The following is a 21177-nucleotide window of genomic DNA, read 5'->3' on the forward strand; positions in this document are numbered from 1 at the left end:
CGCTTTTGAGCATTGCCGGCTGGCGTCTCGCGGGGGATATGGCGCTACCCATGCTATTTGCAGGAACTTGCGCGGCTGCGCTACTGGCGTGGATGGTTGAGCGAGTTGATATGAGGCCACGCCGCCCAACCCCTATGACTGCTAGTTAGCAGGACAGAACGGTCGCTACGGGGCCCGAAGAGCCGGTGGCCTCAGCGGCTAGCAGTCGCACGGCCCTTCGTGTGGCTCAACCCTGTTGAGTGGCCGCTGCTGGAGGTGCAACAGTCGGCCGCCTGGCAGACATGGAGTGGCAGGTTCGGGCGGCGGCTGTGATTGGGCTCTAAAAATCTGACCGGCTGCAGTCAGCCTTGAAGCGACCTTCGATTTTCCACTTGCGTCATTGCAGCGAGTGCTGCTGGTGGGTGCGCCTAGGTGAGTTCACGCCTTCTGCCTCGAAGCGGCTTTTCGGCGTGGCGACGTACACTGACTCGAACGGCTTCTATAGGAGGGACTGCGGCCACAGGTTTGCGCGACCCGGTCGGCGCCGCCTCACTGTCTGCGCTCCAGGTTCTTTTTCGGGCAGGCTACCAATCCGTAGAGCGTGATCTCTGCTTCCTACGCTCAAAGGATAGGGACAGGTTGTCTATCTGATCAGGGAAGTCCAAAGAACGGGGAATGCTGTTCAAACAACAGGGGCCACCATATGCCAGCTCCACCTAACAGGATTTGCAAATCGTCTGGGACCCCACCCAGTTGCTCAGCGGGCCGCTCAAGTCCATGCCACGCCGCAATGCAGTCATCTCGGCCACGATGCTCATGGCGATTTCGGGAGGCGTGAGGGCCCCGAGGTTCAGCCCCACAGGACCGTGCAGGCGATCGGCTTCTTCTGGGCTAACGTCGAACTCCAGTAGGCGTTCGCGGCGCTTGGCGTTGTTTTGCAGCGAGCCAAGTGCGCCAACGTAAAACGCGGGGGTGCGCAGCGCCTCCATGAGCGCAAGGTCATCGAGCTTGGGGTCGTGGGTGACTGCGACCACGGCGCTGTTGTGGTCCAGGTGCATGGCCAGCACCAGGTCGTCGGGCATCGTGGTGGACAGCGTCACGCCAACCACGGACTCCCAGCCTTCGTGGTATTCCGTGCGCGGCTCGCAGACGGTGACCTGGTAGTCGAGCATGACGGCCATGCTTGCCAGGTAACGCGACAGCTGGCCGCCGCCGATGATGAGCAGGCGTAGGCGCGGACCGTGCACGGTGGTGAGCGTGGCGCCGTCGAAGCCGACGCGGTCACCCTCTAGGGCGGGCTCGTGGCGCACCAGGCCGGTGGCCATGTCGAGCCTGCGCTGCACACGCTTGTGGTTCTGGATGCTGCTCAGCAGTTCGCGCAATTGCGATTGCGGCGAGAGCGGCTCCAGCACGATCTGCACCGTGCCACCGCAGGGCAGGCCGAAGCGGCGCGCCTCCTCGGCCGTCTCGCCGTAGGTGGTGGTTTCGGGCCGGCGCAGTGCCAGATCGCCGCGCGCCACGCGGCCGATCAGGTCGTCTTCGATGCAGCCGCCCGAGACCGATCCAGCCACCTGGCCGTCGTCGCGGATCACCATCAGCGAACCCGGCGGGCGCGGCGCCGAGCCCCAGGTGCGCACCACGGTGCCGAGCACCACGCGGTGGCCACGGCCTTGCCAGTCGAGGGCGGTGCGGATCACGTCGATGTCGATGCTGTTCATGGGGAATCGCTCCGTGCAAGGGGAAGGGGGTGGGGTGGCGTCGGGCGCCAACCGGTCGCGAGCAGCGCGAGAAGGGCAGCGCCGCCGATGAGGCTGTAAGCCAGTTGCTGGGCCCATGGGCCGGTCGTGGGGCTGAGCCAGCCCACGGCGAGCAGCAGCGCCGGTCCACACAAGGACCAACCAGCGACAGCGAGAGGCGAGGGAGGGAACGCTTCGGACCGATGCCGCCCCGCGTGCACCGACCAGGCCAGCGCCAGCAGGCCCATGCCCACCAGCCCATGGGTGGCACCCGTGCCGGCGAGCAACACGCCCGCACCCAATGCCAGCAGCGCGAGCGGCAGGCGCTCGGCCCACGGTGCGCTCAGGTGGCGCGGCACCAGGTCGAGGCGGGTGAGAACTGGCAGCGCCGCCATGGCGCCCAGATGCACCATGACCGCGGTGGCCGGCGACCAGCCTGCGGCGCTGCACCAGGCATTGTTCAGCCACAGCGTGCCCATCATCAGGCCCATCGCCGTGGCCGGCAGGGCGCTGGCAGCGGAGGGAGCGGCGTCTGGCGCGTTGGGCACCGTGGGCGGGCGGCCCAGCGCCGCCGCGAGCAGCAGCACCACCGACGCGGCCCACAGGCTGTGCATCGCTGGCAGTGCGCCGGTGGTGCACAGCGCGGTGAGCGCCGCGGCCAGCAGCGGCGGCCCGCCCGACCAGCTGCGGCGGCACGCGCCGCGCGCCACCGGCACGTCCAGCGAGGCCGACCACGCGGCCCACACGGTGGCGAGCACCAGCAGAGCCACGTGGCCGGTGGCGGCGGGTTGCCATTGGCCCACGAGCAGCGCACCCAGCGCCGTGGTGGCGCCCAGCAGGGGGGCAACCGTTGGCGCGAGCCGCGCGGGCAGGCCGGCCTGGGCGAACAGCAGCCGCAGCGCCCACCACAGCGCCACAGGCAGCACGCCGCTGGCCACCGACCAGCCCAGTCGCTGACCCTGTGCGCCCAGCCACACCCAGCCCATGAGCAGCGCGGTCCAGCGGGCCAGCGCGAGGGCCTCGGGGGGCAAGTGAATCCTAGACATGGCTGTAGCCGTGCAGCTGGTCGGAGCCCGCCACCGCGTGCACGCTGGCATTGAACGAGACGATGATACGGTCGGCTTCGCCGTCGTACGGCATGGCCTGGTGGGGCAGCCACGACGGGAACACCACCAGCTGGCCGGGCACCGGCTCGATGTCGATGTGGGCTGACTGCAGGTAGGCGTTGCCGAAGTCCATGTGGGCGCCGCCCAGGTGGTTGAAGTGTGGGCCGTAGAAGCGCGTCACGCCGTTGGTGGCGCCCAGCAGCGGATGGGCTTGGCGCTGTGTCACTTCGTCAATCTGCACACAGTACACGCCCGACCACGAACAGTTGCCGTGCGTGTGCACGTCGTGGTGGCTACCCCGGTTGGCGATCTGGAACCAGAGGCCGCGCAAGGCGATCTGCAGGCCTGGCGCGGCCTCGGGCCAGGCGCCCTGATTGGCGAGCGCGACGGTCTGGCGCAGGCCATCCACGGTGAATTTCACCAACGCTTCCCATTCGGGGAGCCGGATGCGCTGCAGCAGGTCGTCGCGGCTGGCGTAGAAGGCCGCCGCCGGATCGGCGCGCTCGTCGCTCGCGCGCAGGGCGCGGAACACGCGCACCAGCAGCGGGTTGATGTCGTGTGCCTGCGCGAAGCGATGCACGCCCAGCGGCGTGGACCAGAGCGGGAGCAGCGGATCCGGGGTCATGGACTCAGGTGGCTCAGGCTTCGGTCAGCAGGTCTTTGGGCCACAGGAGCCGGTGACCGGTGCGGGCGGCCAGGGCCTCGATGTCCTCCGGGATGTCCACGTCGGTGCGGTAGCGCTGGTTGCTGCTGGCCCAGCGGTGCACGGCCTGCGGGTTCGCCGACTGCCACTGCCTGCAGCCGACGCTGGCTAGGCCCGCAAGGATCTGCTCTCGCACGCTCTGGCTCAACATCACCGGGTTGCCCGGCAGGCCGTCCACCGTGGGCTGGACCACTTCGGTGCCTTCGGGCCGCTTCTTGTACGCACCGATCAGGTCGTTGATGTCTTGCGAGTTGATCAGCGGCTGGTCGGCCAGCGCGACCAGCACACTGTCGATCTTGCCGGTCAGCGCCTGCAGGCCCAGCCGCAGCGACGATACCTGGCCCGCGTCCGGGTCCAGGTTGCGCACCAGCGTGACCGGGAAGTCGCGCACCTCGGGTTCGATGCGCTCGGCGTGGTGCCCCAGCACCACCACCAGCTCGTCCACGCCCGCGCCCGAGAGCGCGATCAGCTGGCGCCGGATCAGCGGAACGCCGCCCAGCTCCAGCAGGCACTTGGGTTTGTTACCCATGCGCGAGGCCGAACCGGCCGCGAGCAGCACCGCGCCCACCACCACGCGGCTGTACAGACCGCCGCCGCCCTTCAGGATGCATCCCACGTCAGCTACCTCCACAACAAGACTTCGTGGCCACCACCGGCGGGGCCGCTTCGCTGACCGATTCTGCTTCCGCAGGCTTGGCCGCACCGCCGCCGCAGCAGCTGCCCATTTCCATGGGTGGCAGATCGAGCTTGAACTTCGGCGCCGGCTTCGCTGCCTCTGGGGTGGCGGCGGCACGCGCAGGCCGACCGCGCCGCGCCGCGACCACGGTCGCCAGCACCGCCAGCGCGATCTCTTCCGGCGTCTGCGCGCCGATGGGCTCGCCCGCGGGGGCCACGATGGCGGCCACCTGCGCCGGGTCTTCGCCCGCGCTGATCAGGCTCTGGCGCAGCACGTTGGCCTTGCGTTCGCTGGCCACGAACCACAGCGTCGGCGGCTTCAGCGCCAGCGCGGCCCTGAGGGCCTGCAGGTCGCGCCGTCCCTGGGTGGCCACCACCACCAAGCCGCCGTCCGGCAGGGCCTGCACGACCGCGTCGGCGCTGTCGCTGCCGATCACACGCGCCGCGTCGGGGAAGTCGCCAGCCTGCGCGCCCTCGACCACCAGCACCGTCTGCAGGCCGATGCGCGGCGCCAGCCCGGTCAGCGCGCGCGCCACCGGCGAGTCGCCGAACACCACCAGCTGAGGGGCCGGCAGCACCGGGTCGATGAACAGCTCCAGCGTGCCACCCGAGTGGCAGGCCATACCGAACTCCAGCACGTCACCCAGCGTGCGCTCGGCGGTCTCGTCGGTGGGCGCAATGCGGATGCTCTGCGGCTGGCCGCTGGCCAGGGCCTGGCGCACGGTCTTGACCACCGCCGGTTGCGCGCAGCCGCCGCCGATCCAGCCGTGGATCTGGCCGTCGGCGGTGACCAGTGCCTTGTCGCCCGCCTTGGCTGAGGTGGGCGCCTGCGCGCGCAGCACGGTCACGAGTGCAAACGCGCGGTCTTCGGCCTGCAGCCGGGCGGCGTCGGCGATCCATTGGTTGCGGTTCATGGCGTGTCTCCTGTGGGTGTGTTTCTAGTGCAGCACCGGCCGCGCCGCAACCAGGTCGGCGAGGCTGGCCAGCGGCACGAAGCGGTGGATGTGTTCGCGGGCGTTCCGAACCGCGGCCGCGGCGGGCGCCTGGCGCGTGGGGTGGAACCAGGTGATGCGCGCGCCGTGGCCACGCAGGGCGCGCAGCGCGTCGGCCAGGTGTTCGGGTGCGTCGGTGTCGAAGCCGTCGGACATCACCCACACGCGCGCGCCGCGCCGCAGCTGGGCGCGGGCGTGCACACGGGCGAAGTCCTGCAGGCTGGCGGCGATGCGGGTGCCGGCGCCGAAACCGGCGGTCACGGCGTTGATCTTTTCTTGCACCGTGGCCGAGTCGCGCTGCATCAGCGGCGTGACCTCGGCCAGCCGGGTGTGGAACACGAACACGCGGGCCTGGGCCTCCAGCGCGAAGGCGCGTGCGATGCGCAGGAACAGCGCGGCATGGCTCTCCATCGAGCGGCTCACGTCGGCCAATATGAACAGGCGCGGTGGCTCCACGCGCTTGACCTGCCAGGCCGGCGCCAGCGGCTCGCCGCCCCAGGCCACGCTGCGGCGCAGGGTCTGGCGCAGGTCCAGCCGCTGGCCGGGGTGGGCGTTGCGCCAGCGGCGTGTCGGCAGTGGTCGCAGCTGCGCAGTGATCTGGCGCGCCAGGCGCTGCAGGGCGCCCAGCTCTTGCGGCAGCCACATCTGGCCGTCGCGCTGGTGCAGGGCTTCCAGCTGGGGCTCGCTGCGGCTGGCGCCGCCCATGGCACGCGGCGTGCCGGCCTCGCTGTCGCCCGCGCCCGCGTGTGGCGCATCGGCGGCGGTCTGGGGTGCGGCTTTGGCGGCGGTGGGCGGTGGCTGCGCGGCGTGGTCCATCTGCTCGTGCATCTGCTGCACGGCCTGGCGCAGGTCGCGCTGTGGTCGCGTCTGCCCACTCACGCGCACCTGGCCTCGCAGGCGCTCGGGGTGCCAGTAGCGGGCAAAGAGGTCGGGCCAGAGCCGCCATTCGCGTGCGCTGTGGCAGGCGATGGCGCGCCAGGCCGCGTTCAGGCGCGGGCCGTTCGGTCCACCCAGCACCATTGCCGCCTGCAGCATGGCCTGCTGCTCGGCCACGCCCACGCTCAGCCCGTGGTCGCGCAGCAGTGCCGCGAAACCGGCGAGGGTTTCGCTGGGGGCAAGCGCGGGCGTGGTGTTCATGAGGCGGCCGCGTTGGCCGGGGCTTTTTCGGCCACGCCCACCGTGCGCCGGCCCTCGATCAGTTGGCGCGCGCGATCGGCGCCGAGGCCGAAGCGGTCTTCCCGCGTCTTGAGCAGGCAGCCCAGCGTGGTCAGCAGCACCGCCATGTCCTCGGGCAGCGTGTGGTGGTGCATGCGGTGCAGCGCGTTGACCCAGTCCAGCGTCTCGGCGATACCGGGGATCTTGGACAAATCTTCATTGCGCAGCCGCTGCACGAACTGCACCGCTTCTTCGACCAGCCGGGTGTCGGCCTCGGGCAGGGCGGTTTTCACGATGGCGATCTCGCGCGCCAGCGTGGGGTAGTCGAGGTGGTGGTACAGGCAGCGGCGACGCAGCGCGTCCGAGAGTTCGCGCGTGCCGTTGCTGGTGAGGATGACGCGCGGGATGTGAAGCGCGCGCAGCGTACCGATCTCGGGCACGGTGATCTGGTAGTCGGCCAGCACTTCGAGCAGGAAGGCCTCGAAGGCCTCGTCGGCGCGGTCGATCTCGTCGATCAGCAGCACGCAGGGGCCGTCCTGGCTGATGGCCTTGAGCAGCGGGCGCTCCAGCAGGAACTCGCGGCTGAACACGTCGGCCTCTTTCACCGTGCCGGGCTGGCCGTCGTGCAGGCGGATCGCCATCAGCTGTCGACCATAGTTCCACTCGTAGGCCGCCTGCGCCAGATCCAGGCCCTCGAAACACTGCAGGCGCACGAGCACCGCGCCCTGGGCCTCGGCGAGTGCCGTGGCCAGCGCTGTCTTGCCCACGCCCGCGTCGCCTTCCAGCAGCAAGGGCCGCTGCAACTCGCCCGCTAACCACACCGTGGTGGCGAGGTCGGCGTCAGCGAGGTAACCCACCTGCTGCAGCTGCTCGCGCAGCTGGCGGTCACCCGGTGCAGCCGGCGTTTGCATGCTCAAGCCTTCTTGCCAAAGAGACCCTGCCACCAGTTTTTGATGAGCGCCCAAACGATGGCCAGTCCGTTGATCTCCTGCGCCACCGGCGGGGCGGGACGGGGTGGCGCCGCGGCCACCGTGAGGGGCGTGGCTTGTTCGGGAGCGCCACCGAACGCCACCGCAGCGTCCTCGGCGATCTCCACCGAGGCCGGCGCGGGCAGCGCCAGCGCCGCCTGGCGGAAGTTCTCGACGAACTGCACCAGGATCATCTCGGACACCTGCACCATCATGCGGCCGCCGAACTGAGCGAACTTGCCGTTGACGATGACCGAGGCGTCGCCGTGCAGCACGCTGTGCGCCGGGTTGGCCGGGTCGGCTTCGATCACCGCGATCAGGTCCATCGAGGCGGACGAACCGCCCTTGTCGGCGCCCTTGCCGCGCAGCACCATCTTGCGGTCGGCCTCGCTTTGTTCCAGCACGTCCACCGTGCCGCCGAACTGGGCCACCGCCGGGCCCACCTTCACCTTCACGCCGCCCTTGTACGAGGTGTCGGACAGCTGCTCGGTGAGCTCTGCACCGGGCATGCAGCCGGCCACCGCCTTGAGGTCGGCGAGGATGGCCCAGGCGCGGGCTGGGTCCACGTCGAGGGGGTAGCGTTTGTCGAGTTTGACTTCCATGTCGGAGTACCTATGTTGAATCAGGAATCAGTGGATCGCCACACCGGAGCTCGAGACGCAGCGCCTGAGCACGCGCCAGCCCAGGGCGCCGTGGATCGGGCTTTGCCCGGCCGCCAGCGCCGCCCCCTTGAGGGGGTCGCGCGCAGCGCGGCGGGGGTGGTTCACAGATTCAAACCTCTTGCCTTGAGTTCTTTCCACACCCGGAACGCGTTGTGCGGCATGTCCATGTGCGTCATGCCCTGGTGCGAAAACGCATCCACGATGGCCGAGGTGAAGGTCGGAATGCTCCCCACGTGCGGCGACTCGGCCACGCCCTTGGCACCCAGCGGATGGTGTGGCGAGGGCGTCACCGTGTGGTCGGTTTCCCAGTGCGGCGTTTCCACGAAGGTGGGCAGGAAGTAGTCCATCAGCGTGTTGCCGAGCAGGTTGCCCTGCGCGTCGAACGGCATCTGCTGGCCCATGGCCACCGCGAAACCTTCGGTCAGGCCGCCGTGGATCTGGCCCTCGATGATCATCGGGTTGATGCGGGTGCCGCAGTCGTCGAGCGCGTAGAAGCGGCGGACCTTGGTCTCGCCGGTGGCTCGGTCGATGTCGACCACGCAGAGGTAGATGCCGAACGGGAAGGTGAAGTTCGGCGGGTCGTAGTAGTGCACTGCTTCCAGGCCAGGCTCCAGCCCGGCGGGCGGCTGGTGGTAGGCCTGCCAGGCCACGTCGGCCATGGTCTTGAACTTGCTGTCGTCGCCCTTGACCTTGAAGCGGTCCACTTCCCAGTCGAGGTCGTTCTCGTTCACCTCCAGCATGTGGGCCGCGATCTTACGCGCCTTCGCGTGGATCTTGCGCGCGGCCAGTGCGATGGCGGCGCCGGCCACCGGCGTGGAGCGTGAGCCGTAGGTGCCCAGGCCGTAGGGCGCGGTACTGGTGTCGCCTTCTTCGACCTGGATCACCTCGCTGGGAATGCCAAGCTCGGTGGCGATGATCTGCGCGTAGGTGGTCTGGTGACCCTGGCCCTGCGTGATCGTGCCCATGCGGGCGATGGCCGAGCCGGTCGGGTGGATGCGGATCTCGCAGGAGTCGAACATGCCCACGCCCAGGATGTCGCACATCTTGCTCGGGCCCGCGCCCACCACCTCGGTGAAGGTGACGAGGCCGATGCCCATCAGCGTGGGGCTGTTCGGGTCGGCGCGCTTGGCGGCCTGCTCTGCGCGCAGGCCCTTGTAGTCCACGGCCGCCAGCACCTTGTCGAGCGCGGTCTGGTAGTCGCCGCTGTCGAACTCAAATCCGAAGGCGCTGGTGTAGGGGAACTGCTCTTTCTTGATGAAGTTCTTGGCGCGGATCTCGGCCTTGTCCATGTTCAGCTTCTGCGCCAGCACATCGACCATGCGCTCGACCAGGTAGACCGCTTCCGTCACGCGGAAGCTGCAGCGGTAGGCCACGCCACCGGGCGCCTTGTTGGTGTAGACACCCTTGACCGAACAGTGCGCGGCCGGGATGTCGTAGCTGCCGGAGACGATGTGGAACATGCCGGCCGGGAACTTGGTCGGATCGGCGCAGGCGTCGAACGCGCCGTGGTCGGCCACCACGTTCACGCGCAGGCCGGTGATCTTGCCGTCGGCGGTGGCGGCGATCTCGCCGTCCATGTGGTAGTCGCGGGCAAAGGCGGTGGACGAGATGTTTTCGATGCGGTCCTCGACCCATTTCACCGGACGGCCGAGCACGATGCTGGAGACGATCGCGCACACATAGCCGGGGTAGATGCCGACCTTGTTGCCGAAGCCGCCGCCGATGTCGGGGCTGACGATGCGCACCTTGCTCTCCGGAATGCCCGAGAGCATGGACACCACCGTGCGCACCACGTGCGGCGCCTGCGAGGTGATGTAGGTGGTGAGCTCACCCTTGATCGGGTCGAAGCTGGCCACGCAGCCGCAGGTTTCCAGCGGGCAGGGGTGCACGCGCGGGTAGTACATGTGCTGGCTCACCTTGACCGCCGCGTTGTCGAACGCCGCGTCGGCCGCGGCCTTGTCGCCCGCGTCCCAGGTGAAGATGTGGTTGTGGTGCTCGCGCGGGCCGTGCGCGCCGCTGGTCTTGCCGGCCAAGTCTTCGCGCAGCACCGGGGCGTCGGGCAACAGCGCGGCGTAGGGGTCGAGCACCACAGGCAGCTCGTCGTATTCGACCTCCACGGCCTCCACCGCGTCGGCGGCGATGTAGCGGTCGTCGGCGATCACGATGGCCACTTCCTGCATCTGGAAGTGCACCTTTTCGTCGGCCAGCACGGCGGCCACGTCGCCCGCGAGTGTGGGCATCCAGTGCAGCTTGAGTGGCTTCAGGTCGTCGGCGGTGAGCACGGCGTGCACACCGGGGATCGCCAGGGCTTTCTCTTTGTTGATCCTGACGATGCGTCCGTGGGCGATCGGTGAGCGCACGATGTCCATGTGCAGCATGCCCGCCATCTTGATGTCGTCGACGTAGTTGCCCTTGCCCTGGATGAATCGGGCGTCTTCCTTGCGCAGGCGCGAGACGCCCATGCCAGCCAGGGCGAGTTCACGGGCTTCGGCGGTTTGTACCGGTGCATTCATGTGGGGTTCTCCTGATCAGGCCGTGACGGGTTCTTGCAGCTTCTTGGCGGCGTATTGCACCGCCTTGACGATGTTCTGGTAACCCGTGCAGCGGCACAGGTTGCCGGCCATGCCGTGGCGGATCTCTTCTTCGTTGGGGTTGGGGTTTTCCTGCAGGAAGCGGTAGGCGCGCATCAGCATGCCGGGAGTGCAGAAGCCGCACTGCAGACCGTGCTCTTTGTAAAAGCCTTCCTGCACGGCGTGCAGCACGCCCTTGTTGGCCAGGCCTTCCACCGTCAGCACTTCGGAGCCGTTGCACTGCACCGCCAGGTGGGTGCAGCTCTTGACGGACTGGCCGTCGATGTCGACCGTGCAGGCGCCGCAGTGACTGGTTTCGCAGCCGATGTGGGCGCCGGTGAGGTTGAGTTCTTCGCGCAGGAAGTGGATCAGCAGGGTGCGCGGCTCGACCGCTTTTTCCTGCGCCTTGCCGTTGACGTGGACGGTGATGAGTTTTTTGGCCATGGGGTTGTCTCCTGTGTTTATGCGCAACGGGCCCAGGCCTTGGCCAGGGCGCGCTTGACCATTTCGCCGGCCATGGCGGTCTTGTATTCGATGTCGCCGCGCAGGTCTTCGGCGGGGTCGCAGATGGCGGTGGCCTCGTCTGCGGCGGCCTGCAGCGTGGCGGCGTTGACCGGCTGGCCGAGCAAGACGGCTTCGGCGGCCTCGGCGCGCAGCGCGGTGGGAGCCACGTTGGTCAGCGCGATGCGCACGTGGCTCACGGTGTTGCCGCTCTTGCGCATGACCACCGCACAGCCGGCCGTGGCCCAGTCGCCGGTCTTGCGCTTGAGTTTTTCGTAAGCGTATCCCGTGCCCTGCGCGAAGGCCGGGGCGTGGATCTCGCACATGACCTCGTTCTCTTCCAGCAGCGTCATGTAGGTGCCGAGGAAAAAGCCGTCGGCGGGCACGGTGCGGCGGCCGCTCGGGCCTTCGAGCACGAAGGACGCTTCGATGGCGATGGAGAGGGCGGGGTGGTCGTTGCCCGGATCGCCGTGGGCGATGTCGCCGCCGATGGTGCCGCGGTTGCGCACCTGCGGGTCGGCGATCAGCTTGGCGGCCTCGGCCAGCAGCGGCAGCTTGGCCTGGATCACTGGGGAATTGATCAGCTCGTTCTCCGTGGTCATGGCGCCGATCACCACGGTGCCGCCGGCTTCGCGGATGCCGCGCAGTTCGGGGATGCGGTTGATGTCGATCAGGTGCGCCGGTTCGGCAAAGCGCAGCTTCATCATGGGCAGCAGGCTGTGGCCGCCGGCCAGCAACTTGGCCTCGGAGCCGAGCTGGCCCAGCAGGGCCACGGCCTCGCCGACCGACTTGGGCGCGTGGTACTCGAAACGCGGTGGAATCATGCTTGTCTCCTCTTGATGGGGTGGCGCGATTGACATTTGTCAACGACAACCCAGTCTGGGGGAGAACCGTATCCCGACAACAAAGTCGGGTTACTAACTCATCGGTTCACAAAATGACTTGTTTTCCGCTCGAACCGCACGCTGCGTTGCACGAAACGCTCAGATCAAGCGCGTCTGGCCTGGCAATCCGGGTAAGTCCCAGGGTGCTGAAACCAGCTTGATTCAGTACCTGGTCAGTAGACCCAGGGCTTCTCGCAGCCGAGCTACCTCGCCGCGCGCCACGGGGATCGGCTCGCGGTGTTTGCCTTTGAGCACGACCTGCGTCTTGCTGCCCTCACGTCCCAGCTCGGCCACTGCCTGCAGGTTGACGATGAAGCAACGGTGCACGCGCATGAACTGCGCCGGGTCCAGGCGCGCTTGCAGGTCGCCGATGCTGAGGTTGCAGAAGTGAAAACCGTCGCGCGCGTGCACGCGGGTGTAGTGCGCCTGCGATTCGAGGCAGAGCACGTCGGCGGTGTCCACAAACGCCACCTTGTGGTTCGCGACCATGGGGATGCGGTTGAGCCGTAGGTTCACGGGCGCCGGCAGCTCGGCCGTGACCGGCGCCTCTTGACTCACGACCTGGGTCACGTCGTAGAACACCAGCACAAAGCCGGTGGTCGCGCCCAGGTGGTCGCCCAGCCGCGTCACCTTGATCAGCAACACCTGTTCGGGGATGTTGATGATCATGGTCATGGGCGTGGAACTGGCGACCGGGCAGCCCGAGGCCTGGTCGAGCAGGAAGTCGACCTTGGGTTTGGATCGTTCGGGGTGGAACGAGGTCACCAGCTTGTCGAACGGCTGCTTCTCCCCCACTGGCAGCACCTTGCGGGCGAAATCGTTCATTGCCACCACGTTGCGTTCGGCGTTGAGGTGGATCACGCCGACTTCAAATCTCTCAAACAGATACAGGGGCGAATTGTTCGCGACCTGGGCTTCCATCAGCAGTCTCCTGGCCACTCGTACTAGAGTCGGCGTGAGCGAAGAGTAACGCAACTCTCGACGCTGGCCTTGAATGATCGCATTCAACGGCTCGGACTTAGTGCCTGGTTCGGTTCCGAGCGGCAATGCAGCCAAGCCTCACGAAAGATAGCAAAGGGTGGCGGAAGTGCCTGGTCGCCTTGAGCCCATCCGGTCGTTCGCTGCCGGTCCGCGGGCATTGATGGGCGAGTACCCGGTCTCCAGCGTGAAGCGGTCATACGTAAGGTCGACCGTCGAATGACCGTTGACGGCCGCCACTGTCGTGCAAGAGGTCAACCGAGAGTGACTCAGTTCAGCCTTCAAGCGACCTTCGATTTTTCAAGTTCGGCTGTGCAGCGACAGCCGTGGGTGGACGCGGGCAGGGAGGCTCACTGCGACAGGACCACCGGCCTATGTCGAGGAGGCCAGATAAAGAGTGCCACCGCAGCAACACCAGCCACAAGAAGGCCAAGATCCGGCTGGCCACTTCGCGCTGCACAGTTGCATTGCTGACGTGCACACCAGAGGAAGCCAGCGCCAGACGAATGGCCTCGAAGTTGTAGCCCTGGGCACGCAGCGCTCGCATCTCGGGCGCAAAGCGCCGAGCTTTGCGCGAGCTCCGGCCGGGCGCTTCGTTCGGGACCAGTTTTATCGCGTCATTTCTATTCATTTTTCGTGCAGCAGTTGATCGGTTGCTGTTCAGTTTGTGCAGTGCCTGTGCGCTGGCTGTTCAACCTGTGCAGTTGCTGAGCACTTTCTGTTCAGTCGTGTGATGGGTGCCTTGCGTTGACACCCATCTTCGACCCTCCTACAGCCCTTTCACGTGCTGGATTTGCGCCCGAATCCAGCACGTCAGGGTGCTCGATCCAGGGACAGACTGTCTGCATGGATGAGTGCAGAGATAGGCGGCCCGCCGCCGATTTCACAAACCACTCGCTTCGCTCTCGTTTGAACTTTGAGGGACCCATGAAGACTCGCAACCCCGACTTCATCACAGTCGACATGCGCGGCCTCAAGGCCGCGCTGGTGAGCTGCGCTCAGGCCCGCCGGGAGAGCGTGTCGGTGCTGGTTCGACGCGCTGTGGTCCGCGAACTCGGACAGTCCGAGTCTGTCTCTCAGTTGGTCGTCGATACCGGGCGCTTTGGCGCGTCGCACGAGCCCCGGGTCAAGTTGTCAATCAGATTGACAACCCCCGAGGCCAGGCGACTGGTGGTCGGTGCGCACACCGCACAGATGTCGCGTGATGCCTACCTGGCGGGTTTGATCATGGGTGTTCCTGCCCTGACCACAGGCGCCAGCCGCACCGTAGAAATCGTTGAACTCATCAAGTCCAACGCGAAGCTCTCCAGCCTCAGCCGGAACATCCACACCCTCTCGCGCCTGCTCGCCCAGAGCAACGTGCAAAAAGCAGTGGCCTACCGCGACATGCTCGACACGCTGGACGGAGACGTCCGGCGTCACCTCGCCCAGGCGGCAACCTTGATGGCCGATCTGCGCCCGCGTGGGTCATCCACAGACCATCCACCGGTCCAACCGGTGACTTCAAGGAGAACGCCATGAGCCAATCACCGGACATCGACGGGTTACTCGTCCAGTGGGGTGATCGCCTGTTCTACCCTGGCAACCGGGTGGTCAAGGTCAGGCCGCAACCCAGGCTGGGTGATGGGGGCATGCACCAGCGCGCGGACGCCATCCGCAAGCGCATTGAATCCACCGTGGTGAAGCGAGCACCCCAGGTCATGGTCAAGGTCACCGGGGGAGGGCGGGGCATGCTGGCCATTGCAGCCCACTTCCGGTACATCAGCAAGAACGGCCGTCTTGGCATGGAAAACGAACAGGGCGAAATCCTGCAAGGACGGTCGGCTGTCTACGAGCTGAGCGACGAGTGGCGCTACGGCGGCAGCCTGATCGCAGACGAAGGACACAGGCGCGAGGCCTTCAACATCATGTTGTCCATGCCACGCGGCATGGACCCACGGATCGTCCAGCAGGCGGCGAGCGAATTTGCAAAGACCGAGCTGGCCAACCACAAGTACGTGATGGTGCTGCACGATCACCAGGCGAACCCGCATGTGCACCTCAGCGTACGGGCTGAGTCGATCTACGGCAAACGACTCAACCCGCGCAAGGCCGATCTGCAACGGTGGCGCGAGACCTTTGCCGACAAATTGCGCGGCTATGGGGTGGAGGCCGAAGCCACCCGGCAGGCCACGCGGTTTCAGACCAGGAACTCGGAAGCACTGTGGCGGCTGAAGGCCAGGGATGACGGACGCTTGAGGAAAGCCAGGCCAGAGGACAAGAGCAGCCCGAAATCGCGGACCACCCGGACCGAGGCGTTGCGTGCCTGGTTGCACATTGGCCAGGCCCTTGCCAAGTCACCTGATGCCAGAGACGTGAAGCTGGCCGGGTCGATCGCGGTGTTCTTGCAGGGATCATCCCTTCCGGTCGGGCTGTCCAGGATGCCACCAGACCGTACACAACCGACACGAATGGGGGAGGTTGTTGATCATGAGGTCAGGCGATGATGGTCTGCCTTGCTCAGGCTGGCGAGATGGTCTCGAACGCGCTGCAGCATCCACAGGCTGTAGGGGCGCACGATGCGCTCGCCGGTGCAGCCCTCCAGCGTGAACCGGTGTTGCCCCAGCGTGCGCGGCAGGGGCTGGCCGGGGTGGTCGGTCATCCATTGCCGGACCAGGTGTGCACTGTCCACTAGGACCGGCAACTGTTCGCGGGCCATGCGTCGCAGCACCGGTTTGAGCGTCTCGGGAATGGCGTCGTCGGGCAGCGGTTGGCCGAGCAAACCGCTTGGCCGGAACTGCAGTTGCTCGACCCAGCGCGCCACATGGGGCGCCAGGCGCCGCATCAGCTCGCCGGACGCCGGGTCGCGCCAGAGGTGGGCGTACAGCGGTCCGATGAGCCCGAAGTCGCCCAGGGTGGCGGCGGCGCCGAGCAGGGCAGGGTGCTGCGCCAAGTGGGTATCCAGCTCCTTGAGCAGCTGTTCATAGCTCGCCTCCACGGCGGCCGGCATGTCGGGCGTGGCGCCCAGCAACTCGGCTGCTGCAGCAAAGGGTGCCGCGCGGCGGGCGCCGATGAGCAGTTGCTCTTCTGGCGTGGCTTGTGGCGCATTGAGTGCGCCAAACTGCGCCACCGCCAGTCCCGGTTGTGGTGCCAGCGGTAGTGCATGGCCGGTATGACCAGCCACTCGTCGCCATAGGTCTCCAGCATCAGGCTCACCAGTTTCTGTACCGGCCCTGCGGGGTGGACCGACGGCACACCGCCGCGTCCCGCGTGGCGGGCGTCAAGCGTTTCGATGCTCTCGGTGCTGTCCTGCAGCAGCGTGCCTTCGGGCGTTCGCACGACGGGAACGACGGCCGCTCCGACGTCCGGCACGATGACCTGCCGGTACACCTCGGCGTCCGAGAGCACTTCTTCAAAGTGCAGACCGGCCCGGCGCAGGTACGCGCGCACCTTGCCGGTGAAGTAGCTCAGTTCGGAGCCGTAGAGCAGGTATGGCGAGGCGCAGCTTGTCATGGTGATGTGGGTTGGGGCGGTGGAACGGGTTTGCTGTGCAGAACCAAGAATCATCGGCTGGGGTTTCCAACATGTCTTGAACGCGCGTGACAAGGGATTTTTTTGCTGTCACACAGGTGATGTTGGCAGGGTTTTCCCCTTGCTTGTTGTTCCACCGTGCAGGATATAGTGCCAAAAACGCGCTCGGCATGAACAGCCAGGCACCCCATCAACTCCTGAAAGTGCTCGCAACGTGGACATCTTTTTTCAGCAGGTGCTCAACGGGCTGACGCTCGGTGGCATCTACAGCCTGGTGGCGCTGGGGCTGACCCTGGTCTACGGCATCCTGCATGTGCCGAACTTCGCGCACGGCGCCTTCTACATGGTCGGTGCCTTCATCGCCTACACGCTGATGACCCGGCTGGAGGTCAACTACTGGCTGGCCATGCTGGGCGCGGCGGCGGTGGTGGCGGTGCTGGCGGCGCTGGCCGAGCGGCTGGTGTTCCACCCGCTGCGCAACGAGACCGGCCTGCACCCGATGATCGCGGCCATCGGCTTGCTGCTGTTCCTGGAGGCGGGCGTGCAGGTGGTCTGGGGCCCAGATTTCCTGCGCATGCCCACGCCCTACACCGGCATCTTCGACATCGGTGGCGTCACCGCCCCGGCGCAGCGGCTGCTCATCATTGCCGCGGCCTTCACGCTGATGCTGGCGCTGCACCTGTTCCTGACGCGCACCGTGATGGGCTCGACCATCATCGCCATGGCGCAGAACCGAGAAGGTGCGTCGCTGGTGGGCATCGACGCCAACCGCGTGGCCATGCTGACCTTTGCGGTTTCGGGCGTGCTGGCGGCGTTCGCTGCCACGCTGTACGCGCCGATCAACCTGGTCTACCCGGCCATGGGCCACCTGGTGATCACCAAGGCGTTCGTGATCATCATCCTGGGCGGCATGGGCAGCGTGCCCGGCGCCATCCTGGGCGGGCTGATCATCGGTTTTGCCGAGTCATTCGGCGCTTTTTATGTGTCCGACCATTACAAGGACATCATCGCCTTCGTCGCGCTGGTGGTGATCCTGTCGTTCCGTCCGCAGGGCATCTTCAAGGGAGCCCACTGACATGCTCAACCGTCTTCACGGTCCCCTGGGCTGGGCCTTGCTGCTGCTCGCCGGCCTGCTGTTTCCCTTCGTCGCCGGCAACGACTACCACCTCACGGTGATGTCCACCGCCTACCTGTTCGCCATCGCCACGCTGGGGCTGAACCTCATCGTCGGCTACACGGGGCAGTTCAACCTGGCGCACGCCGGCTTCATGGCGATCGGTGCCTACGCCGTGGGCATCCTCACCGTGGACCACGGCTATTCCTACTGGCTGTCGTTCTTCCTGTCCGGCGTGATCACCGTGGCCATCGGCCTGCCGCTGGGCTGGGTTTCGCTGCGGCTCAAGGGCCACTACTTCTCGATCTTCACGCTGTGTGTGGGCTACATCATTTACCTGGTGATCGAGAAGTGGGACGACCTCACCCATGGCCCGGTCGGCATCATCGGCATCCCGGCGCCCGAGCCGATCGGCGACTTCGCCTTCGAGTCCCCGATCGCGCAGTACTACCTGATGTACTTCTTCCTGGTGCTGGGCGTGTGGGTCATGCGGCGCATCGTCAATTCGCTGCTGGGCCGCACCTTCATGGCCATCCGCAACGGCGACGACCTGGCCGAGGCCCTGGGCATCAACCTGATGCGCAACAAGCTGCTGGCCTTCCTGATCTCAGTGTTGTACGCAGGCTGGGCGGGTGCGCTGTACGCCGGCTTCGTGCGTTTCCTCGGGCCGGACCTGGCCAGCGTCGCCCACACCTTCGACATGACCATGTACATGCTCGTCGGCGGCCTGGGCACGCTGATCGGTCCGCTGCTCGGTTCCCTCTCGGTGCCGTGGATCACGCAGTACCTGCAGTTCCTGCAGGAATACCGATTCGTCATCTTCGGCCCCATCCTGATCCTGCTGGTGATCTACCTGCCGCACGGCGTGGTGGGCACCTGGCTGGGATGGCGCGCGCGCAAGGCCGCGGCGCAAAGCAGCGCCGGGCAGGAGTGAACGCCATGCTCAAGATCGAACACCTGACCAAAAAATTCGGCGGCAACGCGGCCGTCAACAACGTCTCGACCACGGTCGAAGAGGGCAAGATCAACGCCATCATCGGTCCCAACGGCGCCGGCAAGACGACCTTCTTCAACCTCATCAGCGGTGTGCACCGGCCCACCTCGGGCACCATCACCTACGACGGGCGCGACATCACCTCGCTGCGCACCGACGCGGTCGCCCGGCTGGGCGTCGCGCGCACCTTCCAGTCCACCACGCTGTTTGACAACGCCAGCGTGCTCGACAACCTGATCGTCGGCCACCGCCTGCGCACGCGCTCGGGCCTGCTGGACGTGCTGGTCGGCTCCGGCCGCCTGCGCGAAGAAGAGCGCATCTGCCGCGAGAAGGCGCGCAACGCGCTGGACTTCGTGGGCCTGGCGCACCTGGAAAACCGGCTCGCTGGCGACATCTCGCAGGAAGAGCGCAAGCGCGTGGCCTTTGCGCTGGCGCTGGCCACCGAGCCGCGCCTGGTGCTGCTGGACGAGCCCGCCGGCGGCGTGAACCCGGAAGAAACCGTGGGCCTGGCCGAGCTGATCCGCAAGATGATCAAGAGTGGCCTGACGGTCTGCCTGATCGAACACAAGATGGACATGATCATGAGCCTGGCCGACAAGATCCTGGTGCTCAGCTACGGCGAGAAGATCGCTGAAGGCACACCCGCCGAAGTCAGGGCCAACCCGGCCGTGATCGACGCCTACCTGGGGAGCGACCATGCTGACATTTAAGGATGTCTCGCTCCACTACGGCGCCTTCCGCGCGCTGGAAAACGTCAGCCTGCACGTCAACTCCGGTGAGCTGGTGGTGCTGCTGGGCGCCAACGGCGCGGGCAAGAGTTCGATCTTCCGTGCGCTCTCGGGCCTCACGCCGATCTCGGGCGGCGACATCGCGCTGGGCGATGCCTCGCTCAAGGGCATGAAACCCTCGCAGGTGGTGCGCCAGGGCGTGGTGCAGTGCCCCGAAGGACGCAAGCTGTTCCTGCAGATGTCGGTGCTCAAGAACCTGATGCTCGGCGCCTACGTCTACCACCGCGACAAGGCCGAGAACCAGCGCCGCCTGGACGAGGTGATGACCCTGTTCCCCATCCTGGCGGAGAAGTGCCACGATGCCGCCGGCTCGCTCAGCGGCGGCCAGCAGCAGATGGTGGCGATCGGTCGCGCGCTCATGGGCAGGCCCAAGGTGCTGCTGCTTGATGAACCCTCGCTCGGCCTCGCGCCGCTGGTGGTCAAGCAGGTGTTCGAGGTCGTCAAGGGCATCAACCAGACGGGCACCACGGTGCTGCTGGCCGAACAGAACGCCTATGCGGCGCTGAAGATCGCCAGCCGCGCCTACGTCATCGAGCGCGGCCGCATCGTGCTCGAAGGCGACCGCGACAGCCTGATGAACAACGAGGCCGTGCGCAAGGCCTACATCGGCGCCTGACCACGTCGGAACCGCTTCATCGTTTGCCACCCACGAGCGCCGCTCGATTCTTTCCACCCACCCCCAGGAGACACTCATGATCAGAAGGCAATTCACCCAGATCGCCGGCGCCATCGCCGTGGCAGGCTTCCTCGCTTCGGCACCGGCCCACGCGCAGGAGATCGTCAAGATCGGCTACTCCGGCCCGCTCAGCGGCGGCGCCGCGCAGTACGGCAAGAACACGCTCGACGGCATGAAGTTCGCCATCGACGAGCTCAATGCCTCGGGCTTCGAGGTCGCGGGCAAGAAGGTGAAGTTCGAGGTGGTCGCGCTGGACGACAAGTACAACCCGGCCGAGACCGGCATCAACTTCCAGCGCCTGGTGCAGGAGCACAAGACCCCGGCCGTGATGACACCGCATTCGGGTGGCAGCTTTGCCATCCAGACCAAGAACGTCGCCACCAAGACCCTGCTGCTGTCCTACACCAGCGTGCCGGAGATCACCGCCCGCGGCAACCCGCTGACGCTGCGTATCCCGCCGGAATTCACCTCCTACATCCCGGCCTTCGTCAAACACGCACAGACCAAGTTCGGCAAGAGAATGGCCGTGGCCAACGCCGACCACGACTACGCCAAGGCCTGGACCAAGGCCTTTGTGCCGGCCTGGACGGCCGCCGGCGGCCAGGTGGTGGCCGAGAACCCCATGAGCTACAACCGCGCCACCGACTTCTACAGCGGTGTGAGCAAGGTGCTGGCGTCCAAGCCCGACGTGCTGTTCATCGGCGGCGCTTCGGAGCCGACCGCACTGGTGGTCAAGCAGGCGCGCGAACTGGGCTTCAAGGGCGGCTTTGTCATCATCGACCAGGCCAAGATGGACCAGATGAAACCCATCCTGGGCGGCAACTACGCCATGCTCGAAGGCGCCATTGGCGTGCTGCCGCTGATCGATGACGCCACCCCGGGCGCCAAGGCCTTCGTGGGCAGCTGGCTCAAGGCCTATCCCGGCCGCGACCCTGCCTCGGAAATGTCGCTGAACTACACCGCCATGCTGGCCACCGCGCAGGCCATGAAGCTGGCCGGCACCACCAGCGACGCGGCCGCGATCCGCGCCAACCTGGACAAGGGCTTCAAGGCCCTCAAGCTGAGCCAGAACCCGCACAACCTCGACGGAGTGGACGCCAAGGGCGGATCGACCGCCAAGACCCGTGTGGCGGTGGTGGAGAACGGCAAGATCAAGGAAATGGCCATCGCCAGCTTCCAGTGAACG

21 protein-coding genes and 1 pseudogene are annotated in these 21177 nt (G+C 66.7%); 7 read left to right on the plus strand and 15 right to left on the minus strand.

The genetic code is table 11. From position 1 onward, the window contains the following. Positions 1-695: 695 nt before the first annotated feature. The 13 genes from AC23D4_RS04110 to AC23D4_RS04170 all read right to left on the minus strand — a co-directional run bounded on the left by AC23D4_RS04110 (position 696) and on the right by AC23D4_RS04170 (position 12852). Positions 696-1697, minus strand: a complete 1002-nt coding sequence (locus tag AC23D4_RS04110; RefSeq protein WP_291216895.1) for an XdhC family protein — start codon at positions 1695-1697, stop codon at positions 696-698. Continuing rightward, positions 1694-2761: a hypothetical protein gene (locus AC23D4_RS04115; protein WP_291216892.1), complete on the minus strand. Its 1068-nt coding sequence runs from the start codon at positions 2759-2761 to the stop codon at positions 1694-1696. Before AC23D4_RS04115 ends, AC23D4_RS04110 begins: the two co-directional genes overlap by 4 nt. Further along, complete coding sequence (locus tag AC23D4_RS04120) at positions 2754-3446, minus strand: TIGR02466 family protein (RefSeq protein ID WP_291216889.1); 693 nt, start codon at positions 3444-3446, stop codon at positions 2754-2756. The genes AC23D4_RS04115 and AC23D4_RS04120 overlap by 8 nt, the downstream gene beginning before the upstream one ends. 13 nt (positions 3447-3459) lie before the next feature. Then, a complete protein-coding gene (locus AC23D4_RS04125; protein ID WP_291216886.1) occupies positions 3460-4140 on the minus strand; it encodes a nucleotidyltransferase family protein in 681 nt (226 codons plus the stop codon). A 1-nt stretch (position 4141) separates the two neighbouring features. Then, entirely contained in the window at positions 4142-5113 is a 972-nt protein-coding gene (locus AC23D4_RS04130; protein ID WP_297655404.1) for an XdhC family protein, read from the minus strand. A gap of 24 nt (positions 5114-5137) precedes the next feature. Then, positions 5138-6328 (minus strand): VWA domain-containing protein, encoded by a 1191-nt coding sequence (locus tag AC23D4_RS04135; RefSeq protein WP_291216881.1) that lies wholly within the window; start codon positions 6326-6328, stop codon positions 5138-5140. Then, positions 6325-7257 (minus strand): AAA family ATPase, encoded by a 933-nt coding sequence (locus AC23D4_RS04140; RefSeq protein WP_297655408.1) that lies wholly within the window; start codon positions 7255-7257, stop codon positions 6325-6327. Before AC23D4_RS04140 ends, AC23D4_RS04135 begins: the two co-directional genes overlap by 4 nt. Positions 7258-7259: 2 nt before the next feature. Next, positions 7260-7916, minus strand: coding sequence for an SRPBCC family protein (locus AC23D4_RS04145; protein WP_291216877.1), 657 nt, complete (start codon positions 7914-7916; stop codon positions 7260-7262). A gap of 27 nt (positions 7917-7943) precedes the next feature. Continuing rightward, on the minus strand, positions 7944-8081 hold the full coding sequence (locus tag AC23D4_RS04150; RefSeq protein WP_297655411.1) for a hypothetical protein: 138 nt from the start codon (positions 8079-8081) through the stop codon (positions 7944-7946). Further along, complete coding sequence (locus AC23D4_RS04155; protein WP_291216874.1) at positions 8078-10489, minus strand: aerobic carbon-monoxide dehydrogenase large subunit; 2412 nt, start codon at positions 10487-10489, stop codon at positions 8078-8080. Before AC23D4_RS04155 ends, AC23D4_RS04150 begins: the two co-directional genes overlap by 4 nt. Positions 10490-10504: 15 nt before the next feature. Next, complete coding sequence (locus AC23D4_RS04160) at positions 10505-10990, minus strand: (2Fe-2S)-binding protein (protein WP_291216871.1); 486 nt, start codon at positions 10988-10990, stop codon at positions 10505-10507. Positions 10991-11007: 17 nt separating this feature from the next. Next, positions 11008-11871 carry an FAD binding domain-containing protein gene (locus tag AC23D4_RS04165; RefSeq protein ID WP_291216868.1) on the minus strand — a complete coding sequence of 288 codons (864 nt, stop codon included), beginning with the start codon at positions 11869-11871 and terminating at the stop codon, positions 11008-11010. 222 nt (positions 11872-12093) lie between these two features. Further along, the gene (locus tag AC23D4_RS04170) at positions 12094-12852 is read right to left on the minus strand and encodes a LytTR family transcriptional regulator (RefSeq protein WP_291216866.1); all 759 of its coding nucleotides are present in this window, start codon (positions 12850-12852) and stop codon (positions 12094-12096) included. 984 nt (positions 12853-13836) lie between these two features. Here AC23D4_RS04170 and AC23D4_RS04175 point away from each other — a divergent pair. Further along, entirely contained in the window at positions 13837-14430 is a 594-nt protein-coding gene (locus AC23D4_RS04175) for a hypothetical protein (protein WP_472887903.1), read from the plus strand. Beyond that, complete coding sequence (locus tag AC23D4_RS04180; RefSeq protein WP_472887902.1) at positions 14427-15395, plus strand: relaxase/mobilization nuclease domain-containing protein; 969 nt, start codon at positions 14427-14429, stop codon at positions 15393-15395. Before AC23D4_RS04175 ends, AC23D4_RS04180 begins: the two co-directional genes overlap by 4 nt. Here AC23D4_RS04180 and AC23D4_RS04185 read toward each other — a convergent pair. Together AC23D4_RS04185 and AC23D4_RS04190 are read right to left on the minus strand one after the other, a co-directional pair. Continuing rightward, complete coding sequence (locus AC23D4_RS04185) at positions 15377-16072, minus strand: glutathione S-transferase family protein (RefSeq protein WP_472888011.1); 696 nt, start codon at positions 16070-16072, stop codon at positions 15377-15379. The two genes, AC23D4_RS04180 and AC23D4_RS04185, sit on opposite strands and share 19 nt — an antisense overlap. A 137-nt stretch (positions 16073-16209) precedes the next feature. Beyond that, positions 16210-16455, minus strand: a pseudogene (locus AC23D4_RS04190) (glutathione S-transferase N-terminal domain-containing protein); the annotation flags it as partial. 178 nt (positions 16456-16633) lie between these two features. Between AC23D4_RS04190 and AC23D4_RS04195 the strand changes: the two are divergent. From AC23D4_RS04195 to AC23D4_RS04215, 5 genes are all read left to right on the plus strand, one after another. Continuing rightward, positions 16634-17494 (plus strand): branched-chain amino acid ABC transporter permease, encoded by an 861-nt coding sequence (locus AC23D4_RS04195; RefSeq protein ID WP_472887901.1) that lies wholly within the window; start codon positions 16634-16636, stop codon positions 17492-17494. A gap of 1 nt (position 17495) precedes the next feature. Beyond that, positions 17496-18467 (plus strand): branched-chain amino acid ABC transporter permease, encoded by a 972-nt coding sequence (locus tag AC23D4_RS04200; RefSeq protein WP_310567278.1) that lies wholly within the window; start codon positions 17496-17498, stop codon positions 18465-18467. A 5-nt stretch (positions 18468-18472) separates the two neighbouring features. Continuing rightward, the gene (locus tag AC23D4_RS04205) at positions 18473-19237 is read left to right on the plus strand and encodes an ABC transporter ATP-binding protein (protein ID WP_310567277.1); all 765 of its coding nucleotides are present in this window, start codon (positions 18473-18475) and stop codon (positions 19235-19237) included. After that, a complete protein-coding gene (locus AC23D4_RS04210) occupies positions 19224-19931 on the plus strand; it encodes an ABC transporter ATP-binding protein (RefSeq protein ID WP_472887900.1) in 708 nt (235 codons plus the stop codon). Before AC23D4_RS04205 ends, AC23D4_RS04210 begins: the two co-directional genes overlap by 14 nt. A gap of 76 nt (positions 19932-20007) precedes the next feature. Continuing rightward, positions 20008-21174 carry an ABC transporter substrate-binding protein gene (locus AC23D4_RS04215; protein WP_310567275.1) on the plus strand — a complete coding sequence of 389 codons (1167 nt, stop codon included), beginning with the start codon at positions 20008-20010 and terminating at the stop codon, positions 21172-21174. Positions 21175-21177: the final 3 nt, after the last annotated feature.

This window comes from Hydrogenophaga sp. L76 (assembly GCF_057654755.1).